The organism is Polaromonas sp. P1_H6 (assembly GCF_056405195.1).
In genome coordinates this window covers 244,290-269,775 of record NZ_JBFUCN010000006.1, presented here as the reverse complement: position 1 = coordinate 269,775, position 25,486 = coordinate 244,290, and the positions used below count along the sequence as shown (strand labels likewise).

26 protein-coding genes are annotated in these 25,486 nt (G+C 64.8%); 7 read left to right on the top strand and 19 right to left on the bottom strand.

Annotation, left to right across the window (positions count from 1 at the left end):
- Positions 1–31: 31 nt before the first annotated feature.
- From AC1D1F_RS08350 to AC1D1F_RS08335, 4 genes are all read right to left on the bottom strand, one after another.
- Positions 32–679 (bottom strand): phage tail protein, encoded by a 648-nt coding sequence (locus AC1D1F_RS08350; RefSeq protein ID WP_477696020.1) that lies wholly within the window; start codon positions 677–679, stop codon positions 32–34.
- Positions 676–3,486 carry a hypothetical protein gene (locus AC1D1F_RS08345; RefSeq protein ID WP_477696021.1) on the bottom strand — a complete coding sequence of 937 codons (2,811 nt, stop codon included), beginning with the start codon at positions 3,484–3,486 and terminating at the stop codon, positions 676–678. Before AC1D1F_RS08345 ends, AC1D1F_RS08350 begins: the two co-directional genes overlap by 4 nt.
- Before the next feature lie 285 nt (positions 3,487–3,771).
- The gene (locus AC1D1F_RS08340; protein WP_477676074.1) at positions 3,772–4,389 is read right to left on the bottom strand and encodes a hypothetical protein; all 618 of its coding nucleotides are present in this window, start codon (positions 4,387–4,389) and stop codon (positions 3,772–3,774) included.
- A gap of 112 nt (positions 4,390–4,501) precedes the next feature.
- Positions 4,502–5,122, bottom strand: coding sequence for a hypothetical protein (locus tag AC1D1F_RS08335; RefSeq protein ID WP_477676073.1), 621 nt, complete (start codon positions 5,120–5,122; stop codon positions 4,502–4,504).
- A gap of 272 nt (positions 5,123–5,394) precedes the next feature.
- On the opposite strand from AC1D1F_RS08335, the gene selD reads away from it, so the two are divergent.
- From selD to AC1D1F_RS08315, 4 genes are all read left to right on the top strand, one after another.
- Positions 5,395–6,471 carry a selenide, water dikinase SelD gene (gene selD / locus AC1D1F_RS08330; RefSeq protein WP_477676072.1) on the top strand — a complete coding sequence of 359 codons (1,077 nt, stop codon included), beginning with the start codon at positions 5,395–5,397 and terminating at the stop codon, positions 6,469–6,471.
- A 182-nt stretch (positions 6,472–6,653) separates the two neighbouring features.
- The gene (locus AC1D1F_RS08325; RefSeq protein WP_477676071.1) at positions 6,654–7,262 is read left to right on the top strand and encodes a TRAP transporter small permease subunit; all 609 of its coding nucleotides are present in this window, start codon (positions 6,654–6,656) and stop codon (positions 7,260–7,262) included.
- A gap of 47 nt (positions 7,263–7,309) precedes the next feature.
- Entirely contained in the window at positions 7,310–8,851 is a 1,542-nt protein-coding gene (locus tag AC1D1F_RS08320; protein WP_477696022.1) for a TRAP transporter large permease, read from the top strand.
- 118 nt (positions 8,852–8,969) lie between these two features.
- A complete protein-coding gene (locus AC1D1F_RS08315; RefSeq protein WP_477676069.1) occupies positions 8,970–9,479 on the top strand; it encodes a hypothetical protein in 510 nt (169 codons plus the stop codon).
- A gap of 81 nt (positions 9,480–9,560) precedes the next feature.
- Here AC1D1F_RS08315 and AC1D1F_RS08310 read toward each other — a convergent pair whose 3' ends face one another.
- The 6 genes from AC1D1F_RS08310 to AC1D1F_RS08285 form a co-directional block, all read right to left on the bottom strand.
- A complete protein-coding gene (locus AC1D1F_RS08310) occupies positions 9,561–10,640 on the bottom strand; it encodes a TRAP transporter substrate-binding protein (RefSeq protein ID WP_477696023.1) in 1,080 nt (359 codons plus the stop codon).
- A gap of 235 nt (positions 10,641–10,875) precedes the next feature.
- Entirely contained in the window at positions 10,876–11,955 is a 1,080-nt protein-coding gene (locus AC1D1F_RS08305; protein WP_477676067.1) for a TRAP transporter substrate-binding protein, read from the bottom strand.
- A 267-nt stretch (positions 11,956–12,222) separates the two neighbouring features.
- Entirely contained in the window at positions 12,223–13,302 is a 1,080-nt protein-coding gene (locus AC1D1F_RS08300) for a TRAP transporter substrate-binding protein (RefSeq protein WP_477676066.1), read from the bottom strand.
- A 282-nt stretch (positions 13,303–13,584) separates the two neighbouring features.
- Complete coding sequence (dxs, locus tag AC1D1F_RS08295) at positions 13,585–15,495, bottom strand: 1-deoxy-D-xylulose-5-phosphate synthase (protein WP_477676065.1); 1,911 nt, start codon at positions 15,493–15,495, stop codon at positions 13,585–13,587.
- A 59-nt stretch (positions 15,496–15,554) separates the two neighbouring features.
- Complete coding sequence (locus AC1D1F_RS08290; RefSeq protein ID WP_477676064.1) at positions 15,555–16,475, bottom strand: polyprenyl synthetase family protein; 921 nt, start codon at positions 16,473–16,475, stop codon at positions 15,555–15,557.
- Positions 16,476–16,531: 56 nt separating this feature from the next.
- A complete protein-coding gene (locus AC1D1F_RS08285) occupies positions 16,532–16,789 on the bottom strand; it encodes an exodeoxyribonuclease VII small subunit (RefSeq protein WP_477676063.1) in 258 nt (85 codons plus the stop codon).
- Positions 16,790–17,070: 281 nt separating this feature from the next.
- Between AC1D1F_RS08285 and AC1D1F_RS08280 the strand changes: the two genes are divergently transcribed.
- From AC1D1F_RS08280 to AC1D1F_RS08270, 3 genes are all read left to right on the top strand, one after another.
- Positions 17,071–18,189 (top strand): aromatic ring-hydroxylating oxygenase subunit alpha, encoded by a 1,119-nt coding sequence (locus AC1D1F_RS08280; protein WP_477676062.1) that lies wholly within the window; start codon positions 17,071–17,073, stop codon positions 18,187–18,189.
- A gap of 100 nt (positions 18,190–18,289) precedes the next feature.
- Complete coding sequence (locus AC1D1F_RS08275; RefSeq protein ID WP_477682169.1) at positions 18,290–19,192, top strand: DMT family transporter; 903 nt, start codon at positions 18,290–18,292, stop codon at positions 19,190–19,192.
- Positions 19,193–19,202: 10 nt separating this feature from the next.
- Positions 19,203–20,102, top strand: coding sequence for a sulfurtransferase (locus AC1D1F_RS08270; RefSeq protein ID WP_477696024.1), 900 nt, complete (start codon positions 19,203–19,205; stop codon positions 20,100–20,102).
- 100 nt (positions 20,103–20,202) lie between these two features.
- Here the strand turns inward: AC1D1F_RS08270 and AC1D1F_RS08265 are convergent, their stop codons facing one another.
- The 9 genes from AC1D1F_RS08265 to AC1D1F_RS08225 form a co-directional block, all read right to left on the bottom strand.
- Complete coding sequence (locus AC1D1F_RS08265) at positions 20,203–20,478, bottom strand: hypothetical protein (RefSeq protein ID WP_477682167.1); 276 nt, start codon at positions 20,476–20,478, stop codon at positions 20,203–20,205.
- A 188-nt stretch (positions 20,479–20,666) separates the two neighbouring features.
- Positions 20,667–20,846, bottom strand: coding sequence for a hypothetical protein (locus tag AC1D1F_RS08260; protein ID WP_436157812.1), 180 nt, complete (start codon positions 20,844–20,846; stop codon positions 20,667–20,669).
- A 147-nt stretch (positions 20,847–20,993) separates the two neighbouring features.
- Complete coding sequence (locus AC1D1F_RS08255) at positions 20,994–22,262, bottom strand: FAD-dependent oxidoreductase (RefSeq protein ID WP_477696025.1); 1,269 nt, start codon at positions 22,260–22,262, stop codon at positions 20,994–20,996.
- Between the two features lie 87 nt (positions 22,263–22,349).
- Positions 22,350–22,628 (bottom strand): hypothetical protein, encoded by a 279-nt coding sequence (locus AC1D1F_RS08250; RefSeq protein ID WP_477679298.1) that lies wholly within the window; start codon positions 22,626–22,628, stop codon positions 22,350–22,352.
- A 46-nt stretch (positions 22,629–22,674) separates the two neighbouring features.
- Complete coding sequence (locus tag AC1D1F_RS08245; protein ID WP_477696026.1) at positions 22,675–22,899, bottom strand: hypothetical protein; 225 nt, start codon at positions 22,897–22,899, stop codon at positions 22,675–22,677.
- Positions 22,900–23,140: 241 nt separating this feature from the next.
- A complete protein-coding gene (locus AC1D1F_RS08240) occupies positions 23,141–23,446 on the bottom strand; it encodes a hypothetical protein (protein ID WP_477675232.1) in 306 nt (101 codons plus the stop codon).
- Positions 23,446–23,673 carry a hypothetical protein gene (locus tag AC1D1F_RS08235; RefSeq protein ID WP_477675233.1) on the bottom strand — a complete coding sequence of 76 codons (228 nt, stop codon included), beginning with the start codon at positions 23,671–23,673 and terminating at the stop codon, positions 23,446–23,448. The genes AC1D1F_RS08240 and AC1D1F_RS08235 overlap by 1 nt, the downstream gene beginning before the upstream one ends.
- Before the next feature lie 195 nt (positions 23,674–23,868).
- Positions 23,869–25,113 carry a type II toxin-antitoxin system HipA family toxin gene (locus AC1D1F_RS08230; protein WP_477675234.1) on the bottom strand — a complete coding sequence of 415 codons (1,245 nt, stop codon included), beginning with the start codon at positions 25,111–25,113 and terminating at the stop codon, positions 23,869–23,871.
- Complete coding sequence (locus AC1D1F_RS08225; protein ID WP_477675235.1) at positions 25,103–25,438, bottom strand: helix-turn-helix domain-containing protein; 336 nt, start codon at positions 25,436–25,438, stop codon at positions 25,103–25,105. Before AC1D1F_RS08225 ends, AC1D1F_RS08230 begins: the two co-directional genes overlap by 11 nt.
- Between the last annotated feature and the right edge of the window lie 48 nt (positions 25,439–25,486).

The following is a 25,486-nucleotide window of genomic DNA, read 5'->3' as shown; positions in this document are numbered from 1 at the left end:
TTTCTCCTGTGAAAATTTTCTGGGGGCGGGGTCAGACGGAAGTCCGCATGAACGGCGTCAACCCATAGGTGAACTTGATGATGTGGTTGACGTAGACGTTGATGGGACGCGTTTCGTACAGGCTCACCTGCACCGCGGACTGGCCCTGTTCGGTCACCGGCCCGGTGGTCGGCGCAGAGGTGCTGGTAGACGCACCGGCTGCGGTGCCACTGGACGAGGGGGTTGCCGGCGCGGGCGCGCTGTCGTAGTCGTGCGCATGGGTTTGCAATGCGAAGGACTGCGTCGAACCCACGCCGCTGCTCTGCCCCTGGCCGCCGGGCGGCACCTTGCGATCGGCGATGTCGGGGTCGTTCTTCGTGCCGGTGCCGTTGCCGTTGCCGCGCAGGAAGAAACCGCGGTAGTCGGGAATCCGGAACTCGTTGCCGCTGCCGCCGTAGACATAACCGAGCACCGCGAACAGCTCGGGGTAGTCATAGGTGCGCAGCAGGCGGCCGTCGCAAAACATCCAGCCCCAGGCCTCCAGCGGGTCGGTGACGTAGGCCTGCGGCGTCACGGTGGTGGCGGCGCCGGCGCTGTCGGGTGCGCCCAGGGTGCCGGCGAAGGCCGTGACGGAGCCGACCGGCAGCTCGCCAAAGCCCGGGCGCACGAAGAAGGGGTTGTTGATGCCGGGCGCCATCATGGTGCCGCACTCCCCGCATTCTCGATAGCGGCGCCGGGCAGCACCTGCGTGCCGGCGCCGGGCTCGTCGAGCACCTGCATGGCCGTGGGCACCACCACCTCCCAGCACGGGCCTATGGGCCGCAGCGGGGGGCGTTGCGGCCCGGACTGCTTGAGGTCGTTGACCAGGGGGACGTCGCCGGGATTGGCGGGCGCCAGCCGGTCGCCGGAGGCCCACAGCATGCCGGACGAGTAGAAGTACAAAAACGCCATCACGTGCGCGGGCCGCACCGGCAGCAGCACACGCGCCTGGTCGGCCTGCAGGAAGCTGGAGAACAGCGCGTCGTCATCGGCGGCCAGGCTGCCGAGTTCGAACTGCGCGCCGCCCGGGCCCAGGCCGGGGCTGGCGTAAAAGCTGTAGACCATCTCGTTCCACTCGAGCACCTCGTCGAAGAACTGGAGGTAGCGCGGCTCGTAGACGGCGAACTCCGAGGGCGGCGACAGCGCGCCGCCGCGGGAGTCCATGCCGGTCAGCGTGAGCATGCGCTCGAGCAGCAGGCGCAGGCAGGCATTGCGGAGTTCGCGCTGCTCGGTCTGCCGGTTCGCCAGCGGCGAGCGTGGGGCGATGCGCCCCTGCGGGCCGCCGTCGGCGCGCGTGTGGTAGCCGGCCAGCCGCTCCTGGTAGGCGCGCATGACGGCGGCGTAAATGCGGATGCGCCACTCGTCCATGCAGCGCTCGGAAGGCGCGCACTGGATCTCGACGTTGACCTGCACCTGCGGGTCAAGGGGCGGCGACAGGCTGGGCGGGTAGTCGAGCACGGACACCGGCACGCTGTTGTCCTCGCCGAACAGCGCCATGCCGTCCGGGCTGCCGGTCGGGGTGTAGGCCTGCCGCCCCACCAGCACCACGGGCGCCGGCAGCCCCGTGGGCGCGCTGACGTAAGCCACAAAGGCCCTGGTGGCGCAATAGCCGGCGGGAACGGCGACCTGCTTTTCTTCCCCGTCGCGCAGAGTGGCAGAGGCGAAACGCTGCGCCAGCGGCGGCGGCTCGAGATCCAGCACACCGTAGTAGGCGCCCAGGCCGGCGTAGTTGCCGGGCTGGATGTCTTTGAAGGTGGCGATGTGCAGCCGCAGCGGCGGCACCGGCTTGACGAAGTCCTGCCCGGCCGAGGCCTGCTCGCCGGCGATGAAGGCGGCGGCGGGCTTGCAGACCATGAACTCCATCATGAGCCGCTGGCCGTAGTTGACGACGCAGGCCTCGTAGACCTTGTTGAGCCAGCGGTAGACGCCGCGCAGGCTGCGCGTGCCGGCCGTGTTGTCGACCAGGCTGACCACCGAGTCCTCGGTCTGGCTCATGGTGCTGCTGGAGCGCGTGAGGCTCACGCTGCGGCTGATGCGGTTGACGGTCTTGTTGAGGATGTCGCGCGCGAAACGCGTGGTGTCGTCCAGGCCCGGCGTGGCGCCCGGCTGCACGGTCTTGCTCCAGGAGCCGTCCAGCGTGGCCTGGGTGGGCGGGCCGTAGCTGCTGGTGAACTTGTTGTACTGGTTGGTTTCGATGGACTCGGCCACCGTCTTGCGCGACTCCTCCTGCAGGTTGCTGCGTTCGTCCGCGGCGTCGTTCTGCAGCAGCTGCTTCTCGCCGCTGCTCTGGTGCGACTCGTCGAGCTGGCGGTGGGTGCGCCTGTGGGTCACCTCGCGGCGCTCGCCGCGCATGACGTTCTCGATGCGCGCGATCTCGCCGCACTGGTAACGCAGCAGGCGCTGGCGCACCATCTGCAGGTCGCCGATGGCATAAGGTTCTATCCAGCCCGGCAGCCCCGGCGGCGGGGAAGCCGCGGGATCCTGGGCCTGCGCCGCCGGCAGCGGGAACACCTGCGCGCTGAGCACGGGCGTGGCCTGCAGCAGCGCGCTGATCTGCTGCGTGCTCAGGCAATCCAGCCCCGGTGCGAGGACGGGCGGCGCGGCGGGGGTTTCGCCGGCAGCCGCGGTGGGGGCATCGGCGGCATTCACGGCATTCACGGCATTGGCGGCGGTAACGGCAGCATTGGCTTGCGCGAAGCTCTCGAAGGGCTGCAGCGCCACCTCGACCAGGTGCGCCATCAGCAGCGCGCGGGTGAATTCGTCGAGCAGCGCGCTGTCGTAACCCAGCGTGACCACCAGGGCGAAATAGCTCTGCCAGACCTGGTCAAGCGCTTTGGCATAACCGGTGGAATCAAGATAAGTCCAGTCCAGCGCATAGCGCGACAGCAGCCGCGTGAGTTGCTCGCAGGCTTTGGCCAGCCAGGCCGCGGGTGCGTCGTCCGGTTTGGGCAGGCGCATGAAGAGCTGCGCAAACTCGCTCACGGGGCAGGCCAGGCTGTTCATGTCGCGGACGAAATCTCCCGCGTAGACCTTGCCGTCGATGAATTCCACGGCCAGTTGCTGCGCGGCCTCGCGCGCGCCCTGCGCCAGGTTGCGGGCGTTCACCAGGTCGCCGAAGAAGCCGCTGGAAGGCGGGCTGGAACTGACGTAGTTGACGAAGCCGTAGAGCAGGTCGTCGGCGCCCACCTTGGGCCAGCGCCGCACATAGACATAAGGAAACAGTTCGTCGGGATGGCTGGTGACGATGGGGATCGGCTCGACCGGGTCGACGGGGGGATCCGGCTCTATGGGCGGCCCCGGCGGCCCCGGTGGCGGAATCGGCCCGCGGGTCGGGCAGGCCACCATGTTGCCTTCGAAGTGGTGGTCGTCGCCCTGCCCTCTCGTGCCGTAGTGGATGTTGGCGAAGATGGCGGTATTGGGGACACCATCAATGTTTACCGGTGTTTCTTGCTGCAGGTAGCCTCGCACGTAGCAGCCTGAGCGAAACTTGAAATCAAAGCCTTGCTTTGGCCGCAGCTTGGTAATCGTGACCCGTTGGCTCTCTGACGGACCTGACTTGCAAGACACGTCGGCGCATGACGGAGTGTCATCGGCCGGCTCGCGATTGATCGTGATGTCGAAAACCAGACAGCCATCCAAGGCAGTCCATTTTCTTTTGATCATTTCGTTCACGGTGTGTGTCCTGGAGAACAGCGCCCGGATCCAGGCATCGGCGCAAGGCTGCGGAACAGCCGGGCGCCGACGCCGGGAGCCTTAGCACATCTGGATGTTTTCGAGGTTGAAGACAAACGGAGTGGAGTTGGGGCCAGGGCCGCCGCCTGTCATCACAATGTCCGCACTGGCAATGCCCAACAAGGACAGCTCGGTGTTGATGTTGGAGATGATGGCCGAGTTCATGACTTCGCCCTGCTCGACTTGCGATACCACGCCGATCCAGATGGTGGGCTTGAACTCGAACACGGCTTTTTGCTGGGGTGCGATCGAGGTCTTGACCGCCAGCAACTTGCCCGACTTGTAAATGCTCGCGTTGACGGCGCCTTTGGGCAGGTTGTTGAGCACCTGCACTTCCTTGGAGCTGGTGCCGGTGCCCGCGGCGATCAGGCGATCCCCCGAACTGGTCAAGGCCATCTGGAACATCTGGCCGTTTCTGGCGGCCAGTTGAGGGGTGAAGTTGCCGTGGCTGTCACTGGCACCGACCTGCATGCCCATAGGGAACTCGAAGGGATGATTGTCGCCCTGGCCGCAGTACTTGATGACCTGCCAGGCCACGGACAACTCATCGAAGTTTGTAGCGACATTCTTTTGGAATATCACAACCTCCGAGTTGTTCGTGTCGTTCGAGTTGTTGATGAAGTTGAGTAGAACGCCCATAAATTTCTCCTGTTGATGAAAATGATGGCAGCACACCATGTACCGCCTGTTTGCCCTCGCAGCTTTGTGGCTGCGGAGGCGAACGCTGTGTGCCCGGATCTGCGCGTCGCTGTCAGATCGGGACAATGTTGTCGAGATTGAATTCGTAAGGCGTGGAGCCCTCGCCCGGCCCGCCACCGCTCATCACGATGTCGGCGCCGGCGATACCGATCAGCGAGATTTCGGTGTTGATGTTCGACATCACCGCCGAGCTCATGGGCTGGCCCTGCACGATCTCGGAGGCCACGCCTATCCACAGCGCCGGCTGGTACTGGAAAACCGCCTTCTGCCCGGGAGATACCGAGGTCTTCACGCCCATCAGGCGACCGTCCTTGAAAATGCAGATATCGACCGCGCCCTGGCTCATGCTGTTGAGCACGTCGAGTTCGGTCGAGGCACTGGCCGGCCCCGTGTACAGCAGGCGCCGGCCGCCGGTGGGGGTGGTGACCAGGCTCAGCATCTGGCCGTTTTGGGCCTTCAGGCGCGGCGTGAAGTTGGCGTGCCCGTCGGTGATGGACACCTCGTAGCCGTCGGGATAGACGAAGGGATGCGTGCAGTCGCGCCCGCAATAGCGGATCACCTTCCAGGCCACGGAGAGGGACGCCATGGTGGTCAGCACGTTCTTCTGGTAGACCACCACCTCGGACTTGTTGCCGTCGTTGGACTTGTTGACGAATCGCAGTTTGATATCCATGGTGATTCCCTGTGGTGGCTGGTCTGCTCGGGGCCGGTGGGCCTTTGCGTTTCAGTGCCGCTACTCTAGGGATGGCCCATGGCCAAAGCGATTACAGGCCATTACAAAGGCGCGCAGGAGCGCGCGTGAAAATTACCCTTGCGCGGCGGCCCTGAAAGCGCCGCGAATGCGGGGACCGCCTTGTCATAAACTTGACGCACTTACTCGCGGCCTGCGGCCCGCGTCCGCGCGCGATGCACCCCGGCACTCCCGACCGAATGGAAACCTGTCCCATGACCCAGCCAGCCAGCCCCAAGCCACTCACCGCCGCGCCCCGGCTCACCAGCCTGTCGCATGGCGGCGGCTGCGGCTGCAAGATCGCGCCCGGCGTGCTCAGCGAAATACTCAGGAACTCGGGCAACCTGCCGGGCATCAACCTTCCCCCGCAGTTGCTGGTGGGCATTGAAACCGCGGACGACGCGGCCGTGTACCAGCTCAACGACGAGCAGGCGCTGATCGCCACCACCGACTTCTTCATGCCCATCGTGGACGACCCCTACGACTTCGGCCGCATCGCCGCGACGAATGCGATCAGCGACGTCTACGCCATGGGCGGCACGCCCATCATGGCGCTGGGCCTGGTGGGCATGCCCGTCAACGTGCTGCCGCTGGAAACCATAGGCGCCATCCTGCGCGGCGGGCAGGACGTCTGCCGCGATGCCGGCATCCCGATCGCGGGCGGCCACACGATCGACTCGGTCGAGCCGATCTACGGCCTGGTGGTGATGGGCCTGGTGCACCCCTCGCGCGTCAAGAAAAATTCGGGCGCGCGCGCCGGCGACGTGCTGGTGCTCGGCAAGCCGCTGGGTGTGGGCATTCTTTCAGCAGCGCTCAAGAAGGAGGTGCTGGATGCCGGGGGCTATGCCCGCATGGTGGCGCTCACCACGCAGCTCAACAAGCCCGGCATTGAACTCGCGCGCATGGAAGGCGTGCACGCGCTGACCGACATCACCGGCTTCGGCCTGGCCGGCCACGGCCTGGAACTGGCGCGCGGCGCCGGCCTGCAGGTCCGCATCGACTGGCAACGCGTGCCGCTGATCGCCGGTGCGCGCGAACTCGCAACGCAAGGTTGCGTGACGGGTGCTTCAGGACGCAACTGGGCCAGCTACGGCCATGAAGTGATGTTGCCGGCGGGCTTTGCCGAGGTGGACAAAGCCTTGCTGAGCGACCCGCAAACCTCGGGCGGGCTGCTGGTGTCCTGCAGTGCGGACAGCGCCGCCGAGGTGCTGGCGATTTTTCGGGCCCAGGGCTTTGCCGAGGCAGCGGTTATTGGGGAAGTCGCCGCAGGACAGGGGATGGCCGTTCGTTGAAACGCCCTACGCGTAAAAAACGCGCGGGAGTCTCGCACAGACCGTAAAACCCTAGGGTAAACCCGGAAATTTTTTGTCAGTCTTTATTCAGTGCGGGAGCTGGCATCCGTCGTACCATTCATGCCTCGACGTCCCCGCTTGGGTACTTTCTTATTCAAAAAAACAGATCGGAGACATCCCCCGTGTCCGCACTCCTCAAACTCGCATTGGCCTATGACTGGCTGACCACGCGGCTGGGCAAGATCGCCGCCTGGACGGTGCTGCTGGCCGCACTGATCTCGGCGGGCAACGCCTTCGTACGCTACGGCCTGGACATCAGCTCCAACGGCTGGCTTGAAATCCAGTGGTACCTGTTCGCCGCCACCGTGATGCTGGGCGCGCCCGTCGTGCTCAAGCTCAACGAACATGTGCGGGTCGACATCATCTACGGCAAGCTCAAGGGCAACGGGCCCGTCTATGTGGACATCTTCGGCCTGCTTTTCTTCCTGATCCCCGTGATGGGCCTGCTGTCCTACCTGAGCTGGCCGCTGTTCGCGAGCATGCTGTCGAGTGGAATGACGGCCGGCGACACGATCCAGAATTTGGGCCTGTTTGGATTTCTACGCAAACTCCTGACCTCCGGCGAAGTGTCCGGCAACGCCGGCGGCCTGATCCGCTGGCCCGCGATGCTGCTGCTGCCGGTGGGCTTCGGCCTGATGTTTTTGCAGGGCATCTCGGAAATCATCAAGCGCATCTGCTATCTCCAGGGCAAGTTCGAGATGGACACGCACTACGAAAAACCGGTCCAGTGATCCGTTTGCATCGCTCGTTCCCATAAAAATACTTTCAGGACTACCCCATGCAGATGGAAAATTTTGCCCCGATCATGTTCGCGGGCCTCGTGCTGATCATGCTGATCGGCTTCCCCGTGGCTTTCTCGCTGGCGGCGCTCGGGCTGGCCTCGGGCTTCCTGGCCATCCAGATGGGCTGGTTCCCCGCCAGCTTCATGTCCAACCTGCCGCTCAATATGTTCGGCATCCTGTCGAACGAGCTGCTGCTGGCGATTCCCTTCTTCACCTTCATGGGCGCGATCCTTGAGAAGTGCGGGCTGGCCGAGGACATGCTGGACTCCATGGGCCAGCTGTTCGGCCCCGCCAAGGGCGGCCTGGGCTACTCGGTCATCATCGTCGGCTTCATCCTGGGCGCCATCACGGGCACCGTGGCCGGACAGGTGATCGCCATGGCGCTGATCTCGCTGCCCGTGATGATCCGCTACGGCTACAACATGCGCTACGCCACCGGCGTGCTGGCGGCCTCGGGCACCATCACCCAGCTGGTGCCGCCCTCCCTCGTGCTGATCGTGATGGCCGACCAGCTGGGCCGCTCCGTCGGCGACATGTACAAGGGCGCCTGGGGTCCCTCCATCCTGCAGGTGCTGATCTTTGCGGGCTACACCTTCATGCTCGGCGTGTTCAAGCCGCACCATGTGCCCGGCGTCCCCAAAACCGCGCGCACGCTCAATGGCTGGGCGCTGTGGGGCAAGTGCCTGCGCGGCATCATCCCCTCTGCCATCCTGATCTTCGCGGTGCTGGGCTCCATGGGCGGCCTCCCCGGCATTGACACCGCCATCGCCACGCCGACCGAAGCCGGCGCCATGGGCGTGGTGGGCGCGCTGATCCTGGCGGCCATGCACAAGCGCCTGACCCGGCCGCTGATCTGGGAAGCCATGGTCGGCACCATGCGCCTGACAGCCATGGTGGTGTTCATCCTGATTGGCGCGCGTGTCTTTTCGATGGTGTTCCAAGGCGTGGACGGCGCCAAGTGGGTCGAGCACATGCTCAGCGGCCTGCCGGGCGGCCAGACCGGCTTCCTGATCGCCGTCAACCTGTTCATCTTCTTCCTGGCCTTCTTCCTCGACTTCTTCGAGATCGCCTTCATCATCCTGCCGATGCTGGGCCCCGTCGCCGACAAGCTGGGCATCGACCTGATCTGGTTCGGCGTGTTGCTGTGCGTGAACATGCAGACCAGCTTCATGCACCCGCCCTTCGGCTTCGCGCTGTTCTATTTGCGCGGCATCGCCGACACGCTGTTCAAGGAAGGGCGCATCCCCAAGCCGATCAAGTCCAACGACATCTACCTGGGCGCGATTCCCTGGGTGGCGATGCAGCTGATCCTGGTGGCGATCGTGATCTTCGTGCCGCAGACCGTGACCATCTTCCTCGACAAGCCCGCGGTGATAGACCTGGACAAGGTCAAGATCGAAATCCCGGCCGACGACAGCGCGACCCCGCCCGCGGGTGGGGCCAGCGGCGCGGCAGGCAGCGACCCGCTGGCGCCGCCGGCCGAACCGAGCGCCGACGACGAGCAGAAAAAAGTCGACGAGCTGTTCAAGACCAAATAATCCGCCTGCGCATCGCAGGACTGCAACGCCCCTTTCGCGAGGGGCGTTTTTTTTGCTACCCTGCGCCACTGCCCAGCTTTCCGCGCCTGCCCGCCTCACACCCACACCAGCCCCCTCCATGGATTCCACTCCCACCCCCACACCCACTCCCAGCCCCTACTTCGGCCCGCCACCGTTCAAGTTCACGCCCAAGGGCGGGAGCATTTCAGGGCAGGCGTTTTCCGTGACCTTCAAGATCCTGGCGACCGTCATCGTGCTGGCCCTGGCCGCGGCCTTTGTGCAGGCCTGGCTGGCCGGCAGGGCCTCGGGTGCATCGGCCGGCGGCGGCTGGTTCATCGCCGGCCTGCTGCTGGTGGCCTACACCTGGTGGCACATCCTGCGCAGCGTCACGCGCCTCGACGAGCAGGGCCTGCACCAGAGCTGGGTCTGGGACAAGCACATGGACTTGCGCGAACTGGCCTACGGCAAGCTGATCCGCGTGCGCGGGCTCGAATGGCTGATCGCGCCACGCCTGTATGTGCGCACGCTGATGGGCAAGTTCGCGGTGTTTTATGCGTCGTCGCCGGAGATGGTGGCGGAGTTCGAACGCCTGGTCAGCGAACTCAAGACTTTCCGCAGTCAACGCTAAAGCACGCCTCACTGCCCTCTAAAAAAGGGCTGGCGAAAAAAAACCGCGACGTGTCGCGGTTTTTTTATGCACGGGCAACTCTTACAGAGTGACGCCTTGCATATAGGTATCGAAGCGCGACTCGGCGAAGCGGAACCAGAGGATCTGGTCCTTCTGGAAAGCGCGGTAGTCGCTGTAGATCTTCTTCCAGTCGGGGTTCTTGTCGGCAAGTTCCGCGTACAGGTCCATCGAGGCTTTGAACGAAGCGTCGAGCACGGGTTTGGGGAAAGGCAGGATCTTGGTCTTGGCGCCCACCAGCTGCTTCAGGGCGGTCGGGTTGCGGGCGTCATACTTGGCCTGCATGTCGATGTGCGCGTGCGAGGCCGCGCTTTCGATGATGGCTTTGTACTCGGCGGGCAGCGCATCGAGCGCCTTGTTGTTGATGAAGAAGTCGACTTCAGGGCCGCCTTCCCACCAGCCGGGGTAGTAGTAGAAGGGAGCCACCTTGTTGAAGCCCAGCTTCTGGTCGTCGTAAGGGCCGACCCACTCGGCGGCGTCCAGTGTGCCTTTTTCGAGGGCCTGGTAAATTTCGCCGCCCGGCAGGTTTTGCGGCACCACACCGAGGCGCTCAACCACCTTGCCGGCGAAGCCGCCGATGCGGAACTTCAGGCCCTTCAGGTCTTCGACGGTCTTGATTTCCTTGCGGAACCAGCCGCCCATCTGGGTGCCGGTGTTGCCGCCGGGGAAGCTCACCAGGTTGTACTTGGCGTAGAACTCGTTCATGAGCTTGCGGCCGTTGCCCTCGTACATCCACGCCGACATCTGGCGCGAGTTCATGCCGAAGGGAATGGCCGCGCCGATGGCGAAGGCCTCGTTCTTGCCGAAAAAGTAGTACGGCACGGTGTGGCACATTTCGATGGAACCCTGGCCCACGCCGTCGACCACGCCGAAGGCGGGCATCAGTTCGCCGGCCGCGTGCACGCTGATCTGGAACTTGCCGCCGGTCATCTCGCCGACCTTCTTGGCGAACACTTCAGCGCCGCCGTAAATGGTGTCCAGCGGCTTGGGGAAGCTGGAAGCCAGGCGCCAGCGGATGGTGGCCTGTGCGTGAACCGCGGGGGCGATGCCGGCAGCGAGAACGCCGGCAATGCCGGCGTTTTTGATAAGGGAGCGACGATCCAAAATACTATCTCCTGAAGGGGTTGTCGAATGCGCGGACCCTGAATGGGAACCCGCCGGACCGCTCAAGCCGGCACGGCCCGTACGGGCGGCGTGCTCAAGCGAAGTCAGCCCCGGATTCTGTCAGCTTTCACTCTCAAAATCACCCCGTTCTTACCCCTAGGTTTCCGGAAATAAAAAAGCCGCCTGCGAGAGGCGGCTTGCAAATTCCTGACGGGGCACGAAGGCCCCGCGGGAATTACAGTTTCTGCGCTTGCATAAAGCGATCGAAGGTGGCTTCGGTGAAACGGAACCAGAGGTTCTGATCGGCGCGGAACTTGGAATAGTCGGCGTAGATCTTCTTCCAGCTCTCGTTCTTGACGTTGAGCTCCTCATACAAGGCCATGGCTTCCTTGAACGCGGCGTTCATCACATCGTTGGGGAAAGGCCTCAGCTTGGTGCCGGCGCCGACCAGTTGCTTCAGGGCCGCCGGGTTCTTCGCATCGTATTTGGCCTGCATCTCGCCGTGGGCCTGGGCTGCCGCAGCCTCCACAATGGCTTTGTACTCGGGCGTGAGCGCCTCGAAGGCCTTGTTGTTGATGAAGAAGTCCAGCTCGGGGCCGCCCTCCCACCAGCCGGGATAGTAGTAAAACGGCGCGACCTTGTTGAAGCCCAGCTTCTGGTCGTCATACGGGCCCACCCATTCGGCGGCGTCGATGGTGCCCTTTTCCAGCGCCTGGTAAATCTCGCCGCCGGGAATGTTCTGCGGCACGCCGCCTATGCGCTCCAGCACCTTGCCGGCAAAGCCGCCTATGCGCATCTTCAGGCCTTTGATGTCCTTGACGGACTTGATTTCCTTGCGGTACCAGCCGCCCATCTGGGCGCCGGTATTGCCGCCCGGGAAGTTGACGATGTTGTATTTGGCATAGAACTCGCGCATCAGCTTCATGCCGTTGCCCTCGTACATCCAGGCGCTCATCTGGCGGCTGTTCAGGCCGAAGGGAATCGCGCAGCCCAGCGCAAAGCATTCGTCCTTGCCGAAGAAGTAATAAGGCGCGGTGTGGGCCGCCTCGATGGAGCCCTGCTGCACGCCGTCGACCACGCCGAAGGCGGGCATCAGTTCGCCGGCCGCATGCACGGAGATCTCGAACTTGCCGCCCGACATGGCCTTGACGGCCTTGGCGAACACCTCGGCCGCGCCGAAGATGGTGTCCAGCGATTTGGGAAAGCTCGATGCCAGGCGCCAGCGAACGGCTGCCTGGGCATGAACAGCGGGCGCCACGCCGGCCGCCAGTACGCCGGCGATGCCGGCATTTTTGATAAGTGAGCGACGATCCATAAAACTCTCTCCTGAAGTTATAGAAGTTTTCCGTAGGGGGTCCGTAGCGGGGCCGGGTACTGCAATAGTTGCAGCGCCCCGGACACGCCGGCGGAGCATGGACACTTTGTCACTCTTTTTCATAAACCCACCCCGTTCTTACCCGTAGATCGCAACAGATTTCTCCAAAAAAAAACCGCCCGGCAGGGGCGGCTTTTTCCCGGCACGCGCTGCGTACAGGCGTGCTCGGGCCGGGAGCCCAGGCAGTTGCCTGGGCGGGGTGCTAACTTACAGCTTCTGGCTTTGCATGAAGCGGTCGAAGGTGGCTTCGGTGAAACGGAACCACAGGTTCTGGTCGCCGCGGAATTTCGAATAATCGGCGTAGACCTTGCGCCAGTTCTCGTTCTTGGCGGACAGCTCTTCGTAGAGCTTCATGGATTCCTTGAAGGCCGCGTTCATGACATCCGCGGGGAAGGGCCGCAGCTTGGCGCCGGCGCCCACCAGTTGCTTCAGGGCGGTGGGGTTCTTGGCGTCGTACTTGGCCTGCATGTCGACGTGGGCCGCGGCGCTGGCGGCTTCCACGATGGCCTTGTATTCGGGCGACAGTGCGTCGTAGGCCTTCTGGTTGATGTAGAGGTCCAGCTGCAGGCCGCCCTCCCACCAGCCGGGGTAGTAATAGTTGGGCGCCACCTTGTTGAAGCCCAGCTTCTGGTCGTCGTAGGGGCCGATCCATTCAGCCGCATCGATGGTGCCTTTTTCCAGCGCCTGGTAGATCTCGCCGCCGGGAATGTTTTGCGGCACGCCGCCCAGGCGTTCGATGACCTTGCCGGCAAAGCCGCCGACGCGGAATTTGAGGCCCTTCATGTCGGCCAGCGTCTTGATTTCCTTGCGGAACCAGCCGCCCATCTGCGCACCGGTGTTGCCGCAGGGAAAGCTGATCATGTTGTATTTGGCGTAGAACTCGCGCATCAGCTTCAGGCCGTTGCCCTCGAAGGTCCAGGCGCTCATCTGGCGGCTGTTCAGGCCGAAGGGGATCGCGCCGCCGATGGCGAAGGTCTCGTCCTTGCCGAAGAAGTAGTACGGCGCCGTGTGGGCCGCTTCAATGGAGCCCTGCTGCACGCCGTCGACCACGCCGAAGGCGGGCATCAACTCGCCGGCCGCGTGCACGGAGATTTCGAACTTGCCGCCCGAGATCGCCTTGACGTGCTTGGCGAAGGTTTCCGCGCCGCCGTAGATCGTGTCCAGCGACTTGGGAAAGCTGGACGCCAGGCGCCAGCGAACGGCGGCCTGTGCGTGAACGGCGGGCGCAACGCCCGCGGCCAGAACGCCGGCAATGCCCGCGTGCTTGATGAGTGAACGACGATCCATCAGCTTGACTCTCCGAAAGGTGAAAAATAAAAATTCGTGGGCGACGCACGCGCCAGCCTGCCTGCTTTTGCGGGCCCTGGGGAATTCTAGAAATGGAGGGGGTAGCGACCGGGCGGGTTTACCCTTGAAGACCTGACACCAACCTGAAGATGTGGCCCCCACGGTCGCGCACTTCGTGTAGCTCCCTGCCCCTTTCATCACGAATGGGGCCGCTGCGCCTGCGGCCCGGCAAAGCCGGTTCCGCGGCCCCTGCTGGGTTGAGAGGCGTGGCGAAGTCTGTGCTTAGGCGACGGACTTGAGCGTTGGTTTGGCGGGCTTGCCTGACTCGAGCAGTGCACCGAAACGCGCGACGACGGCCGCTTCGATGCCTGCTGCATCCAGCCCTTGCAGGGCCAACAGTTTGGCGGGGTCGCCGTGTTCGATGAACTCGTCTTTGAGGCCCAGGTGCAGCACCGGTTTGTTGACACCGGCGGCTTGCAGGGCTTCGCTGACGGCGCTGCCTGCGCCGCCCATGATGGCGCCCTCTTCGACGGTGACCAGGGCTTCATGGCCGGCCGCGACTTTGAGCAGCAGCTCGGTGTCGAGTGGCTTGGCCCAGCGCATGTTGACCACGGTAGCGCCCAGCTTTTCGGCGGCCTGCAGGGCCGGGTAGAGCAGCGTGCCGAAGGCGAGGATGGCGACGCCCGCGCCTTGGCGGCGGACTTCAGCCTTGCCGAAAGGCAGTGCCTCGAGCCCGGCTTCGGGTTCCACGCCGGCGCCGGCGCCACGCGGATAGCGCACGGCCACCGGATGGTTTTGCTCAAAGGCGGAAGACAGCAGCTTGCGGCATTCGCGTTCATCAGCGGGGCAGGCCACGCTCATGTTGGGAATGCAGCGCAGGAAGGGAATGTCATAGGCGCCCGCATGCGTGGCGCCGTCGGCGCCGACCAGGCCGGCGCGGTCGAGCGCGAACACCACGGGCAGGTTCTGCAGGGCCACGTCGTGGATCAGCTGGTCGTAGCCGCGCTGCAGAAAAGTCGAATAGATCGCGACCACGGGCTTGAGCCCTTCACAGGCCATGCCGGCGGCAAAGGTCACCGCGTGTTGTTCGGCGATGCCGACGTCGTGGTAGCGCCCGGGAAAACGTTTGTGGAATTCGACCATGCCCGAGCCTTCGCGCATGGCCGGTGTGATGCCGACCAGGCGGGCGTCGTGTTCAGCCATGTCGCACAGCCACTGGCCGAAGACCTGGGTGAAGGTCTGCTTGGCCGGTGCGCTGGATTTTTGCAGGCCCATGGCCGGGTCGAACTTGCCGGGGCCGTGATAGGCGATGGGGTCGGCTTCGGCGAGCTTGTAGCCCTGGCCTTTTTTGGTGACCACGTGCAGGAACTGCGGGCCGCCCTGGGTGTCCATCAGGTGCTTGATGTTTTCCAGCGTGGGGACCAGGGACTCGAGGTCGTGGCCGTCGATGGGGCCGATGTAGTTGAAGCCGAAGTTCTCAAACAGCGTGGCCGGCACCACCATGCCCTTGGCATGCGACTCCAGGCGCTTGGCGAGTTCGAGCAGCGGCGGCGCCACGCGCAGCACCTGCTTGCCCATATGCCTGGCCGATGCGTAAAAGCGACCGCTCATGAGCTGGGCCAGGTAGCGGTTCAGCGCGCCGACGGGCGGGCTGATGCTCATGTCGTTGTCGTTGAGCACCACCAGCAGCTTGCAGTGGTCGTGCACGCCGGCGTTGTTCAAGGCCTCGAAGGCCATGCCGGCGCTCATGGCGCCGTCGCCGATGATGGCCACCGCATGGCGGTCTTCGCCCTTTTGCTGGGCGCCCAGCGCCATGCCCAGCGCGGCGGAGATCGAGGTCGAGGAATGCGCGGTGCCGAAGGTGTCGTACTCGCTTTCATCGCGGCGCGGGAAACCCGACAGCCCGCCGAACTGGCGCAGGCTGCCCATGCGCTCGCGCCGGCCGGTGAGGATTTTGTGCGGGTAGGTCTGGTGGCCCACGTCCCACACCAGGCGGTCTTCGGGCGTGTTGAAAACATAGTGCAAGGCCACCGTGAGCTCCACGGTGCCGAGGTTGGAACTCAGGTGCCCGCCGGTTTTGGAGACGCTGTCGAGCACGAAGGCGCGCAGTTCGTCGGCCAGGGGTTTCAGGCCGCTGCGCGGCAGCTTGCGCAGGTCGGCGGGGCTGTGGATGGTTTCGAGCAATGGGTACATCGTGTGTCGTTGTTATGGCGAGGCCGGGTCCTCTGTCCCTGTCTGTCGTTCAGTCCTGGTCAATGGTGGCGGTTGACGAGCATGTCGGCCAGCGCGCGCAAGGCCTCGGTGCGGGCCAGCCCGCTGGCGTCCAGCCCGGCCAGGGCCTTGGCCAGCAACTGCTGCGCGTAGGCCTTGGAGGCCTCCAGCCCCATCAGCGAAACAAAGGTGGGCTTGTCCTGGGCGGCATCCTTGCCGGCGGTCTTGCCCAGCGTGGCGGAGTCGGCGATGACGTCGAGGATGTCGTCGACCACCTGGAAGGCCAGGCCGACCGCCGCGCCGTAGTCGCGCAGGGCTTGCTGCGCGGCGGGTGTCACCGCGCCGCATGCCGCGCCCATCATGACGCTGGCTTCCAGCAGCGCACCGGTTTTCAGGCGGTGCATTTCATGCAGCTGCTGCGAATTCAAAGGCATGCCCACGCTGGCCAGGTCAATGGCCTGGCCGCCGGCCATGCCCTGGAAGCCGGCCGCCTGGGCCAGCATCCGGCACAGCCGCGCCTGCGTGGCGGCGTCGACGGCGCCGCCCTCGGGCGTGAGGAATTCGAAGGCCAGGGCCTGCAGCGCGTCGCCGGCCAGCAGCGCCTGGGCCTGGCCGAACTTGACATGCACTGTGGGCTTGCCGCGGCGCAGCACGTCGTTGTCCATGCAGGGCATGTCGTCGTGCACCAGCGAATAGGCGTGGATCAGTTCGACCGCGCAGGCGGCGCGCAAGGCGGCTTCGGCATTGCCGCCGACGGCCTCGCAGGCGGCCATGACCAGCAGCGGGCGAAGGCGCTTGCCGCCGTCGAGCACGGCATAACGCATGGCGTCGCCCAGGCCCGCGGGCGCGGGGGAATCGGTGGGGCAGGCGACCCAGCGGGACAGGGCGCTCTCGACGCTGGCAAGTTGCCTTGCGCTCCAGTCGCTCAAGGTGAACAGGGGCAGTTTTTCAGGGGCGTTCAATCGGGGTCTCTGGTTGTATCTGGTTCATCGGATGCCTGGAGGGTGGCTCGCGCCCCCTACTCCTGCACCCAGGGCTTGAGTTCCGTGCCTTCCAGCACCTTGATCTGGGTTTCCACGGCCTCGAGCTTGTCGCGGCAAAATTTGAGCAGCTGCGCGCCGCGCTGGTAGCCGGTCAGCAGCTGGTCCAGCGGCAACTGGCCGGACTCCAGGCTGTCCACCAGTTCCTCGAGTTCCTGCAGGGCCGCCTCGTAGCTGGCGGGCAGCGCCGCGGCGGCGGGCGTGGGAGAGGCGGAGGATGAAGCGCTTTTGGCCATGGTTCTTTGGATGAAGGCCTTGATTTTAGGCCGTTGCGGACGGATTGCAGGCCCCGGCGTTCCGGGCTTGAAATTGCAATGTTCGCATTATCCGGCGGCGGCGCGCCAAGTCCCCGGATTTGCCCCGCACGGGTACAATTGATAACAGTTCTCGATAACAACGGCATCGCCGCTGCGGGATACCCGGCCTTGTTTTCATCCGTGGGCTGTCGCTCAGCCTGCTTCCCTCGTTTGTCGACTGCCTCCAAGCCTCGCGCGGCGGCATGTTCACCGAAATTTGCATGTCTGATCTCAGCCTTCGTCTCCTGCAGGCCACCAGCCAGCTCCCGATCTCCAGCTACTTTGACGCGGGCCTGTACCAGCGGGAGCAGCAAAAGCTGTTCGCGCACGGGCCGCGCTACCTGGGCCATGAACTGGCCGTGCCCAACCTGGGCGACTACTACGCGCTGCCGCACGAAGGCGAAGGCCGCGCGCTGGTGCGCAATGCCTCGGGCATAGAGCTGATCTCCAACGTCTGCCGGCACCGCCAGTCGACCATGCTGCAGGGGCGCGGCAACACCGGCAGCAACATCGTCTGCCCGCTGCACCGCTGGACCTACAACACCTCGGGCGAGCTCATAGGCGCGCCGCACTTCGAGATCGACCCCTGCCTGAACCTGAACCGCTACAAGACCACCACCTGGAACGGCCTGGTGTTCGAGGACAACGGCCGCGACGTCGCGGCCGAGATGTCGCAGCTGGCCACCTACGCCGACCTCGATTTTTCCGGCTACCAGCTCGACAAGGTGCACCTGCACGAGTGCAACTACAACTGGAAGACCTTCATCGAGGTCTACCTCGAGGACTACCACGTCGGCCCCTTCCACCCCGGGCTGGGCGGCTTCGTCACCACCGACGACCTGCGCTGGCAACTGGAGGCCGACTATTCGGTGCAGACGGTGGGCGTGTCCGACAAGCTCGGCAAGCCCGGCACAGACACCTACAAAAAATGGCACGACGTGGTGCTGCAGTACCGCAAAGGCGTGCCGCCCAAGTACGGCGCGATCTGGCTCACCTACTACCCGCACGTGATGGTCGAGTGGTACCCCCACGTGCTGGTGGTCAGCACGCTGCATCCGCGGGGCCCGGACAAGACGCTCAACGTGGTGGAGTTTTTCTATCCCGAGGAAATCTGCGCCTTCGAGCGCGAGTTCATCGAGGCGCAGCAGGCGGCCTATATGGAAACCTGCGTCGAAGACGATGAAATCGCCCTGCGCATGGACGCCGGCCGCAAGGCCCTGCTGCTGCGCGGCGACAACGAGTTCGGCCCCTACCAAAGCCCCATGGAAGACGGCATGCAGCACTTTCACGAGTGGTACCGCCGCGAAATGGGCGCCAGCAAAACCACACAGATGATCTGACCGTGCACCTGTGCATATGATGGCTGCAGTCCCGCGTGCTCGTGGGACGGCAGCCATTTTTCGTTCCACCCTCCTCTTCCCCTAAAGCCCATTACCCGCCATGCAAGCCGTCTGGATGATTTTTTCCTCGTTCATGTTTGCCACCATGGGGGTCTGCGTCAAGTACGCGTCCGAGCACTTCAACAGCGCCGAGCTGGTGTTCTACCGCGGCATCCTGGGCATCGTCTTCATGGCGGCCTACGCCCGCGCGCGCGGCATCACCCTCGGCACCCGCTATCCGGCCATGCATGCCTGGCGCAGCGTGATCGGCGTGATGTCGCTGTCGGCCTGGTTTTACGCGATCGCCCATTTGCCGCTGGCCACCGCCATGACGCTCAACTACATGAGCAGCGTGTGGATCGCCGCCTTCCTGGTCGGTGGCGCGCTGATGCTGGGCAAGGCCGGACAGAAAGGACCCAGCCAGGGGCCCCTGGTGATGGCCATTCTTGCCAGTTTCATCGGTGTGGTCATGCTGCTGCGCCCGGCCATAGACCAGAACCAGACTTTCGCCGGCCTGGTGGGCCTGATGTCGGGCCTGGGCGCCGCCTTTGCCTATATGCAGGTCATGGCGATCTCGCGCATGGGTGAACCCGAAACCCGCACGGTGTTTTACTTTGCCGTAGGAACGGCGGTGGCCGGCGCGCTGGGTATGGCGATCATGGGCGTGACGCCCTGGAACTGGCAGCACGCGCTGTGGCTGCCGCCTATAGGCATCCTGGCGTCGCTGGGCCAGATGGCCATGACCAGGGCCTACTCCATGTCGGAAAACCACGGCGGCACATTGATGGTGGCCAACCTGCAATATTCAGGGATTGTGTTCGCGGCCCTCTACAGCCTGATCGTGTTTGGCGACAATATTCCCCTGATTGGCTGGGCCGGCATGGCGCTCATCATCGTGAGCGCGATTGCCGCCACTGTTCTGCGCGCGCGCGCCGCGCCCAATGCACCCGCTGAAGAACACTAAGGAGTTTCCCATGAGCTACACCACCTTGATTTCCGCCGAGCAACTGCAAGCCCTGGTCGCATCCGCAAAGCCGCTGCGCATCTTCGACTGCACGTTCGACCTGATGAAGCCCAACGCCGGGCAAGAGCAGTACCTGGCCTCGCACATCCCCGGCGCCGTGTATGCCAACCTGGACACCGCGCTGAGCGCCAAGCACGGTGTACCGGGCGCCCACGGGGTGATCACCGCCAGCGGCGCCGACGCGCCCGCGTCCGGCGGGCGCCACCCCTTGCCCAATCGCGAGAAGTTCGCCACCTGGCTTTCCAGCGTCGGTTTTGCCAACGACATGCAGGCCGTTGTCTACGACCGCAACGGCGCCAACTATTGCGGGCGCCTCTGGTGGATGCTCAAGTGGGCCGGCCATGAAAACGTCGCCGTGCTCGACGGCGGGCTGCAGGCCTGGCAGGCGGCGGGCGGCGCGGTGAACAGCGGCGAGGAGCCCGCGCATTTCCAGGCCAGCTTCCTGCTGGCGCCGGCCAGGGCCGCGCTGGTGTCGGCCGATACCGTGGCCGGGCAACTCGGCAGACCGGCCCAGACCCTGATCGATGCGCGGGCCACGCCGCGCTTCAAGGGCGAGGTTGAGCCGCTGGACCCGGTGGCGGGCCACATCCCCGGCGCCCTGAACCGGCCTTTCAGCCAGAACATGGCGCCTGACGGCAAGTTCAAGCCGGCCGCGCAGCTCAAGGCCGAGTTTGAAACCCTGCTGGGCGGGCGCGAGCCGGCGAGTGTGGTGCACCACTGCGGCAGCGGCGTCAGCGCCGTGCCCAACCTGATCGCGATGGAAGTCGCCGGCCTGGGCCGGACCGGCCTGTACGCCGGCAGCTGGAGCGACTGGTGCAGCGACCCGCAGCGTCCGGTGGCGCAGGGCTAGAGTCTTACGCCTTCGAGGCGATCCGTTCGCGAAAAAAAAGCCACCCGGCCTTCAGCCTGGTGGCTTTTTTGGGCCCACGAGGGGCCCATGGCAATCCGCTTTATTTGGTGCCGCCGCTGGCCGGTGTGCCGGGGGCCGTCGAACCCGAGTTCGAGACGGCCGCGCTGGACTCCGGCGTCGGCATGGGGCTGGTGCTGCTTGAGCTGGAACCGGATGAACCCGCCGAACCGCCGCTGGTGGAAGGCGTGGACGGTGTGGAGGGCGTTGAAGACGTCGCGCCGGTGTCCTCAACTTTTTTCCCGCAAGCGCCCAACGCCAGCAGGGCGGCCAGGGCAAGGGCCGTTGCGGCAGCGGGTTTGAATTTGGATGCGTGCATGTCTGTTCCTTTTATGAAAAATGAAAAGTGAAAATCAAAGGTGAAGCTCAATCTGTCGATCGGCGGATATTTGGCTGAACGCCAGCCAGACACCAATTTAGCGGCGTCTTGCGGGTATGCCCCATGAGACAGCGTCCCACAGGGCTGTAGGGGTTTTTCGACGAGTGCGAGCCTGCGGGCCCGGGTCTTCAGTGCGCGCGGCCGTGGCCCGTCAGGCGTATGCGCTTGTGCGGGTTGTCCAGCCGTGCACCCGAGGTAGGGCCGGCGCCGCGGCTGCTTCTGGAGCCGTTGTCCGGCCTGTCCCCTACCTGGCCTTTGGAAGGGCTGGGCTCTGGCTTGTGGGCGTGAAGGGTGTTGCTGCTTTTCATGGGGGCCTCCTTGGCTTGCGGGCGCCGGCTTTCCGGACGGTCCGCCGCGCCTGCTGTCATGGGAATCCTGGAATCCGTTCAATTCACTTTAAAAGCCGCGCGGCATGGCAGTTGTAGGCAATGCCTGCCCATGACGTAGGAAAAAACCTACAAAACCCCACCGGCTTGGGCGATGGGCCGCGCCGGCGAGCGAACATGCTCGGGCCGCACGCCCACGCCTACCGCATAGGCCGGCAGCGCCTGCAGCAGCGGCCAGCGACGCATCAGCCCCAAAGGCCAGGGCAACGCCATGGGCGGCGCCTCGGTGCCGCGCGCCGCCAGCACCGGGCTGAGCAGGCGGTTCTGGATGGCCACCTGGGCCGCCTGGGTGAGGCGGGTCGGTAGCAGGCGCCGCTTTTCCACCTGCGCCAGGAAAGGCGTCAGGGCCGCCGTGCCCACGCGCGCATCGGCCAGCGGCGCGGCCAGCGCGTTGGCCGCCGCCACCGCATCCTGCACCGCCAGGTTGATACCGACACCACCCACGGGCGACATGGCATGGGCCGCGTCGCCTATGCACAGCAGGCCGGGCTTGTACCAGCGCTCCAGCCGGTCCACCGTCACGCTCAGCAGCTTGATGTCGTCCCAGCTCGCCAGCGCATCCATGCGGCCCGCGAAGAGCGGCGCCACCTTCACCATGTCGGCCTTGAAGGCCTCCAGCCCGCGTTCGCGCACCGCCTCGATGCCGCCCTTGGGAATCACATAGGCGCACTGCCAGTAGCTGCCGCGGTCAATCATGGCCAGGAAGATGCCGGTGGTGATGCGCCCGCCCGTGGTGGAAGGGTCGCCGGGCAGCTTGGGCAGGCGCATCCACAGCACGTCGATGGGCGCGCCAAGGTCGCGCACCACCAGCCCGGCGGAGGCGCGCACCGTCGAGCGCCGGCCGTCGGCGCCTATGACCAGGTCCGCCCTCACCTGCAAGGGACCGTTCGGCGTCATGACCCGCACGCCCGTGACGCTGCCGCCCTCCTCGGTCACGCCGGTGACCTCGGCGTTCTGCAGCAGGCGAAAGCCGGGAAACAGTTCTGCCTCGTCGCGCACGAAATCGAGAAACTCCCACTGCGGCATCATCGCGATGAACTGGCAGCGTATGCGCAGGCGCTTGAAGCTGGCCAGCACCACTTCCGTGTCGCCGACCACTGCGCGCAGCTCGCTGACCTCGTCATGCGGGCGCGCCAGGAATTTGCCCAGCAGGCCCAGTTCGTGGATCACCTGAAGGGTGGACGGGTGCACCGTGTCGCCGCGAAAGTCGCGCAGGAAGTCGGCATGCTTTTCAAGTACCAGCACATCCACACCGGCGCGCGCCAGCAGCAGGCCCAGCATCATGCCGGCCGGGCCGCCGCCGGCAATGCAACAGCGAACCTTGAGAACTTCGGCCATGGTGTCTCCTGCAGGGGGAAAGCTCCCGACCTTATAGAAGCTTGCCCACCGGCGCAAACCGCACGGCGGCGACGCCGCGCCCTAACGCTAACGCGCGGCGTTGCCGGTGCTGTTGTTCGGGCTGCTGTTTTTGCTGCCGCCGGGCGTGGCGATGCTGCCAAGCTGGCTGGCCGGCAGGCCGCCGTTGGTCGTCACGCCGCTGGCAGGGCTGGCCGGGCTGGAGGCGCCGGCCGCGGGAGCCGCCGGCGCAGCACCTGCGGGCGTACCCGCCGCGCCGCCGCTGCTTTCCTTGCCGCAAGCACTCAGGCCCAACACCAGTGCCAGTGTCATGGCCAGCGCACCGGGCGCCGAATGGACGTGCTGCATCAATCGCCTCATGATCTTCCTTTGCGGACTGGTTGAATGCCGTCCCTCAATGCCCCGGCGGCGGCTGGATCAGCGCCGGCTCCCGGGTCGCGCCGCCGGTAACGCCTTGCAGCACGCTGTCAAGTTCGTGGTTGTGGCCGTCATCACCGGCCTGCGGGGCTGGATGGGCGTGATGAGGGTGATGAGGGTGCTTGGGACTGGTCTCGGGAAATGGCTTGACGACGGGCTGGTGCAGCAGCTCGGCGCCCTCGGGGCTGGTGTCTATCGGCATGTCGGTTCTCCTTGTAGCAGTCAAACCCTGCAGGAAACCGGAACGGGTGTCCCTCCTGCATTGCGCATTTCCTGTTGCGCTTTATGACACTACACCGGTTTCGATTTCATTGCCGACGGCGCTTTTCCCGCCTATTTCAGCGTCATTGGCATGGGTGTGGTCTGCACCTCGCCCGGGTCCGGCGGCGTGTCCAGGGGCGGTAGCGGCTCGGGCGGCGGGACGTTGGGGTTGGTGGCCATGGCTACTTTTCCTTCTTCCCAATGTTCCCGGTCTTCCCGGCCTTGCGCGGCAGGTCCCGGATCATGGCTTCGCCTTTTTTGTCGCGGCCGTCGGATGGAAGGTCGTCTTCGAGCGTCGGTTCGGGCTCCTCATTGCCCGGGCGCTTCCGGGTACCGGACCGCGGCTGCGCTGCTTCGGCTTTATCGGCAGGCGCCTTGGCCTTCGTGATCTGCGTCGGTTCGGCCGGCAAGGTGTGCGCCGGTTCGTCAGGCGACCCCGCGCCCAGCGGAACGCCGCCGTCCGGCGAATGGCTGCGTTGGGTGTTCATCACAACAAACCCACCATCATGAGCGGCATGTCGTGGATCGCCAGCGCCGCGGCGGCCGCCATGCTGGCGAAGACCGTGATGAAAAACGCGATATAGGCGGCGGCACGTGTGCGGCGGACGAGCCGCGGCTTGTGCTGCGATGTCTTGCGGAAGGGCTCACCGGCGCCGAAAGCGGTCGACGGGCGAAAGGCACTGGAAACCGTGCTGGGTTCTGAATGGAAGTTCATGGGGGGCCTGCCTTTTCACAATGGAACGGGGGCTTTGGGAGGATGCTGGCTTCATCTTCCCTCCCCGCCCCGGCCCGCCCTATAGGCCGCCAAGCCCAGACCTTGTCAGGCGCTGTCTGACAGCGGCGCGGGATTACTTTCAGTCACCGCAACCCGCTTGCAAGCCTCGAACACATGTCCGCATACCCCCGCCTGTCAGGCCGCTGTGATTCGCTCTCCTTGCTTTGCCAGGAATTCGCTGACCTGCCGCACCAGCCTGGCGTCTGCTCCGCGTTCTTCCAACAGGATTTGGCTGTGGCTTTGCACCGTCTCGCGGACCTGCTGGATGATGGCCCCCGCCTGGCGCTCGGACAGTCCGAACTGCGCCGCCGCTTGCCGCGCCAGGCCCAGGCTTGACTCAGCTTTGCCAGGCAGGATGGCCAGCAGTTGATAACCGGTGTTGGCGCCCAGCTGCATCACAAGGTCAAAAGCCGGGGCCAGGCGATAACGTCCCTTGCCCGACAAAAGAACCCCATGGTTTTTCACATGGTCATCGCTGTTTCCCACCGCGAGGTTAAACACCATGCGGCGATACAGCTCATGCAGGTCCGCCTCGGGCTGCACTGAAATGCGCCTGAGCACCTGGGCCAGTTCGACATAACTGCCGCCGGTGTTGTCTTCATAGGCGACGTTCAGCAAGGCCGAGGCCGACAGGTAGTGAAGCCGCCGCTCGTTATCAATGGTTCCCTCCCTGTCAAATCGCCGGAGCACGAGCGCATGACCCGTCGGCGCGGGAAGCAGGAAAAATTCCGGCACGTTGATGCCGCAGGCTTTGGCCAGGCCCAAGGTGACGGCTTCGAGCATAGTGACATCATGGGCATCGCCCCGCGCGGGGAATTTGGCGATATGGCGCTTGCCGTCATGGATAAAAGTAGCCTTGGGACGCGCGCCGCCCAGGGTGCCGCCCTGCAACAGCGGCCTCAGGTCGGCGGCAGGCTCCAGCCCCATCTCAAGCCTGCGGGCGGCGTTCGCCAGGTCGTCAAGCTTGAATACGGTGGCGTCGGGCTTTGCGGACTCTATAGGTAAGGCGGTGCTGAACACCATGGCGCCTACCCGGTCGGCATTGGTTAACAACAGCGCCTCTACATCCGACAGGCCACGGCCATACCTGGCCTCCAATACCTTGCGACCCCAGCTGTCCGGCAGGGCATCCCGGAACGTCAAAGGCATGGCACCACCATCACGCAACCTGCGTTCCGGCAATCTGAATACGGCTTCCTGCAACGGCAGATGGCCTGGGTTGAAAGACTCGGCATCCGCCCGGTGCAAATACTGGCGCCCATAGGCAAACTCGCCAGACACCACGGTACCTCGCTGCACGAGCTTGAGCACCCCCGCCGGCGTGACATCTGCCACTGGCTCAAAGGCCAGGCCCACATACAGGCTGTGCTCAGAAGTCACGATCGCTTTCGCTGATAGTGCCTGGCGCGCTGGCCGCGACGCGCTTGCGAACCTTGCGGCCCGCCGTGAGGGATGCCGCGAAATCCGCCGACAGTGCAGCCACGTTGTGGATGGAGTCCAGTTGGCCTAGCAGCCACAAGGCATGCGCCATGACCCCCATGCTGGTGCCGGGTTTTCCGGACTCCAGCGCTCGGCACGTCGTCGGCGAGCAAAACAGGCGCTCGGACATTTCCTCAATCGTCCATTCCTGCTGCTGCCGGTATGCCCGCAGCCTCTGGCCGAGCTGAACCAGCGCCTCCAGCGCTTCAGGAGGTAGGCCTAGCAAGGAATTTGACTTTTTAGACATCAATAAAATAACTTTTAAATCAGATAA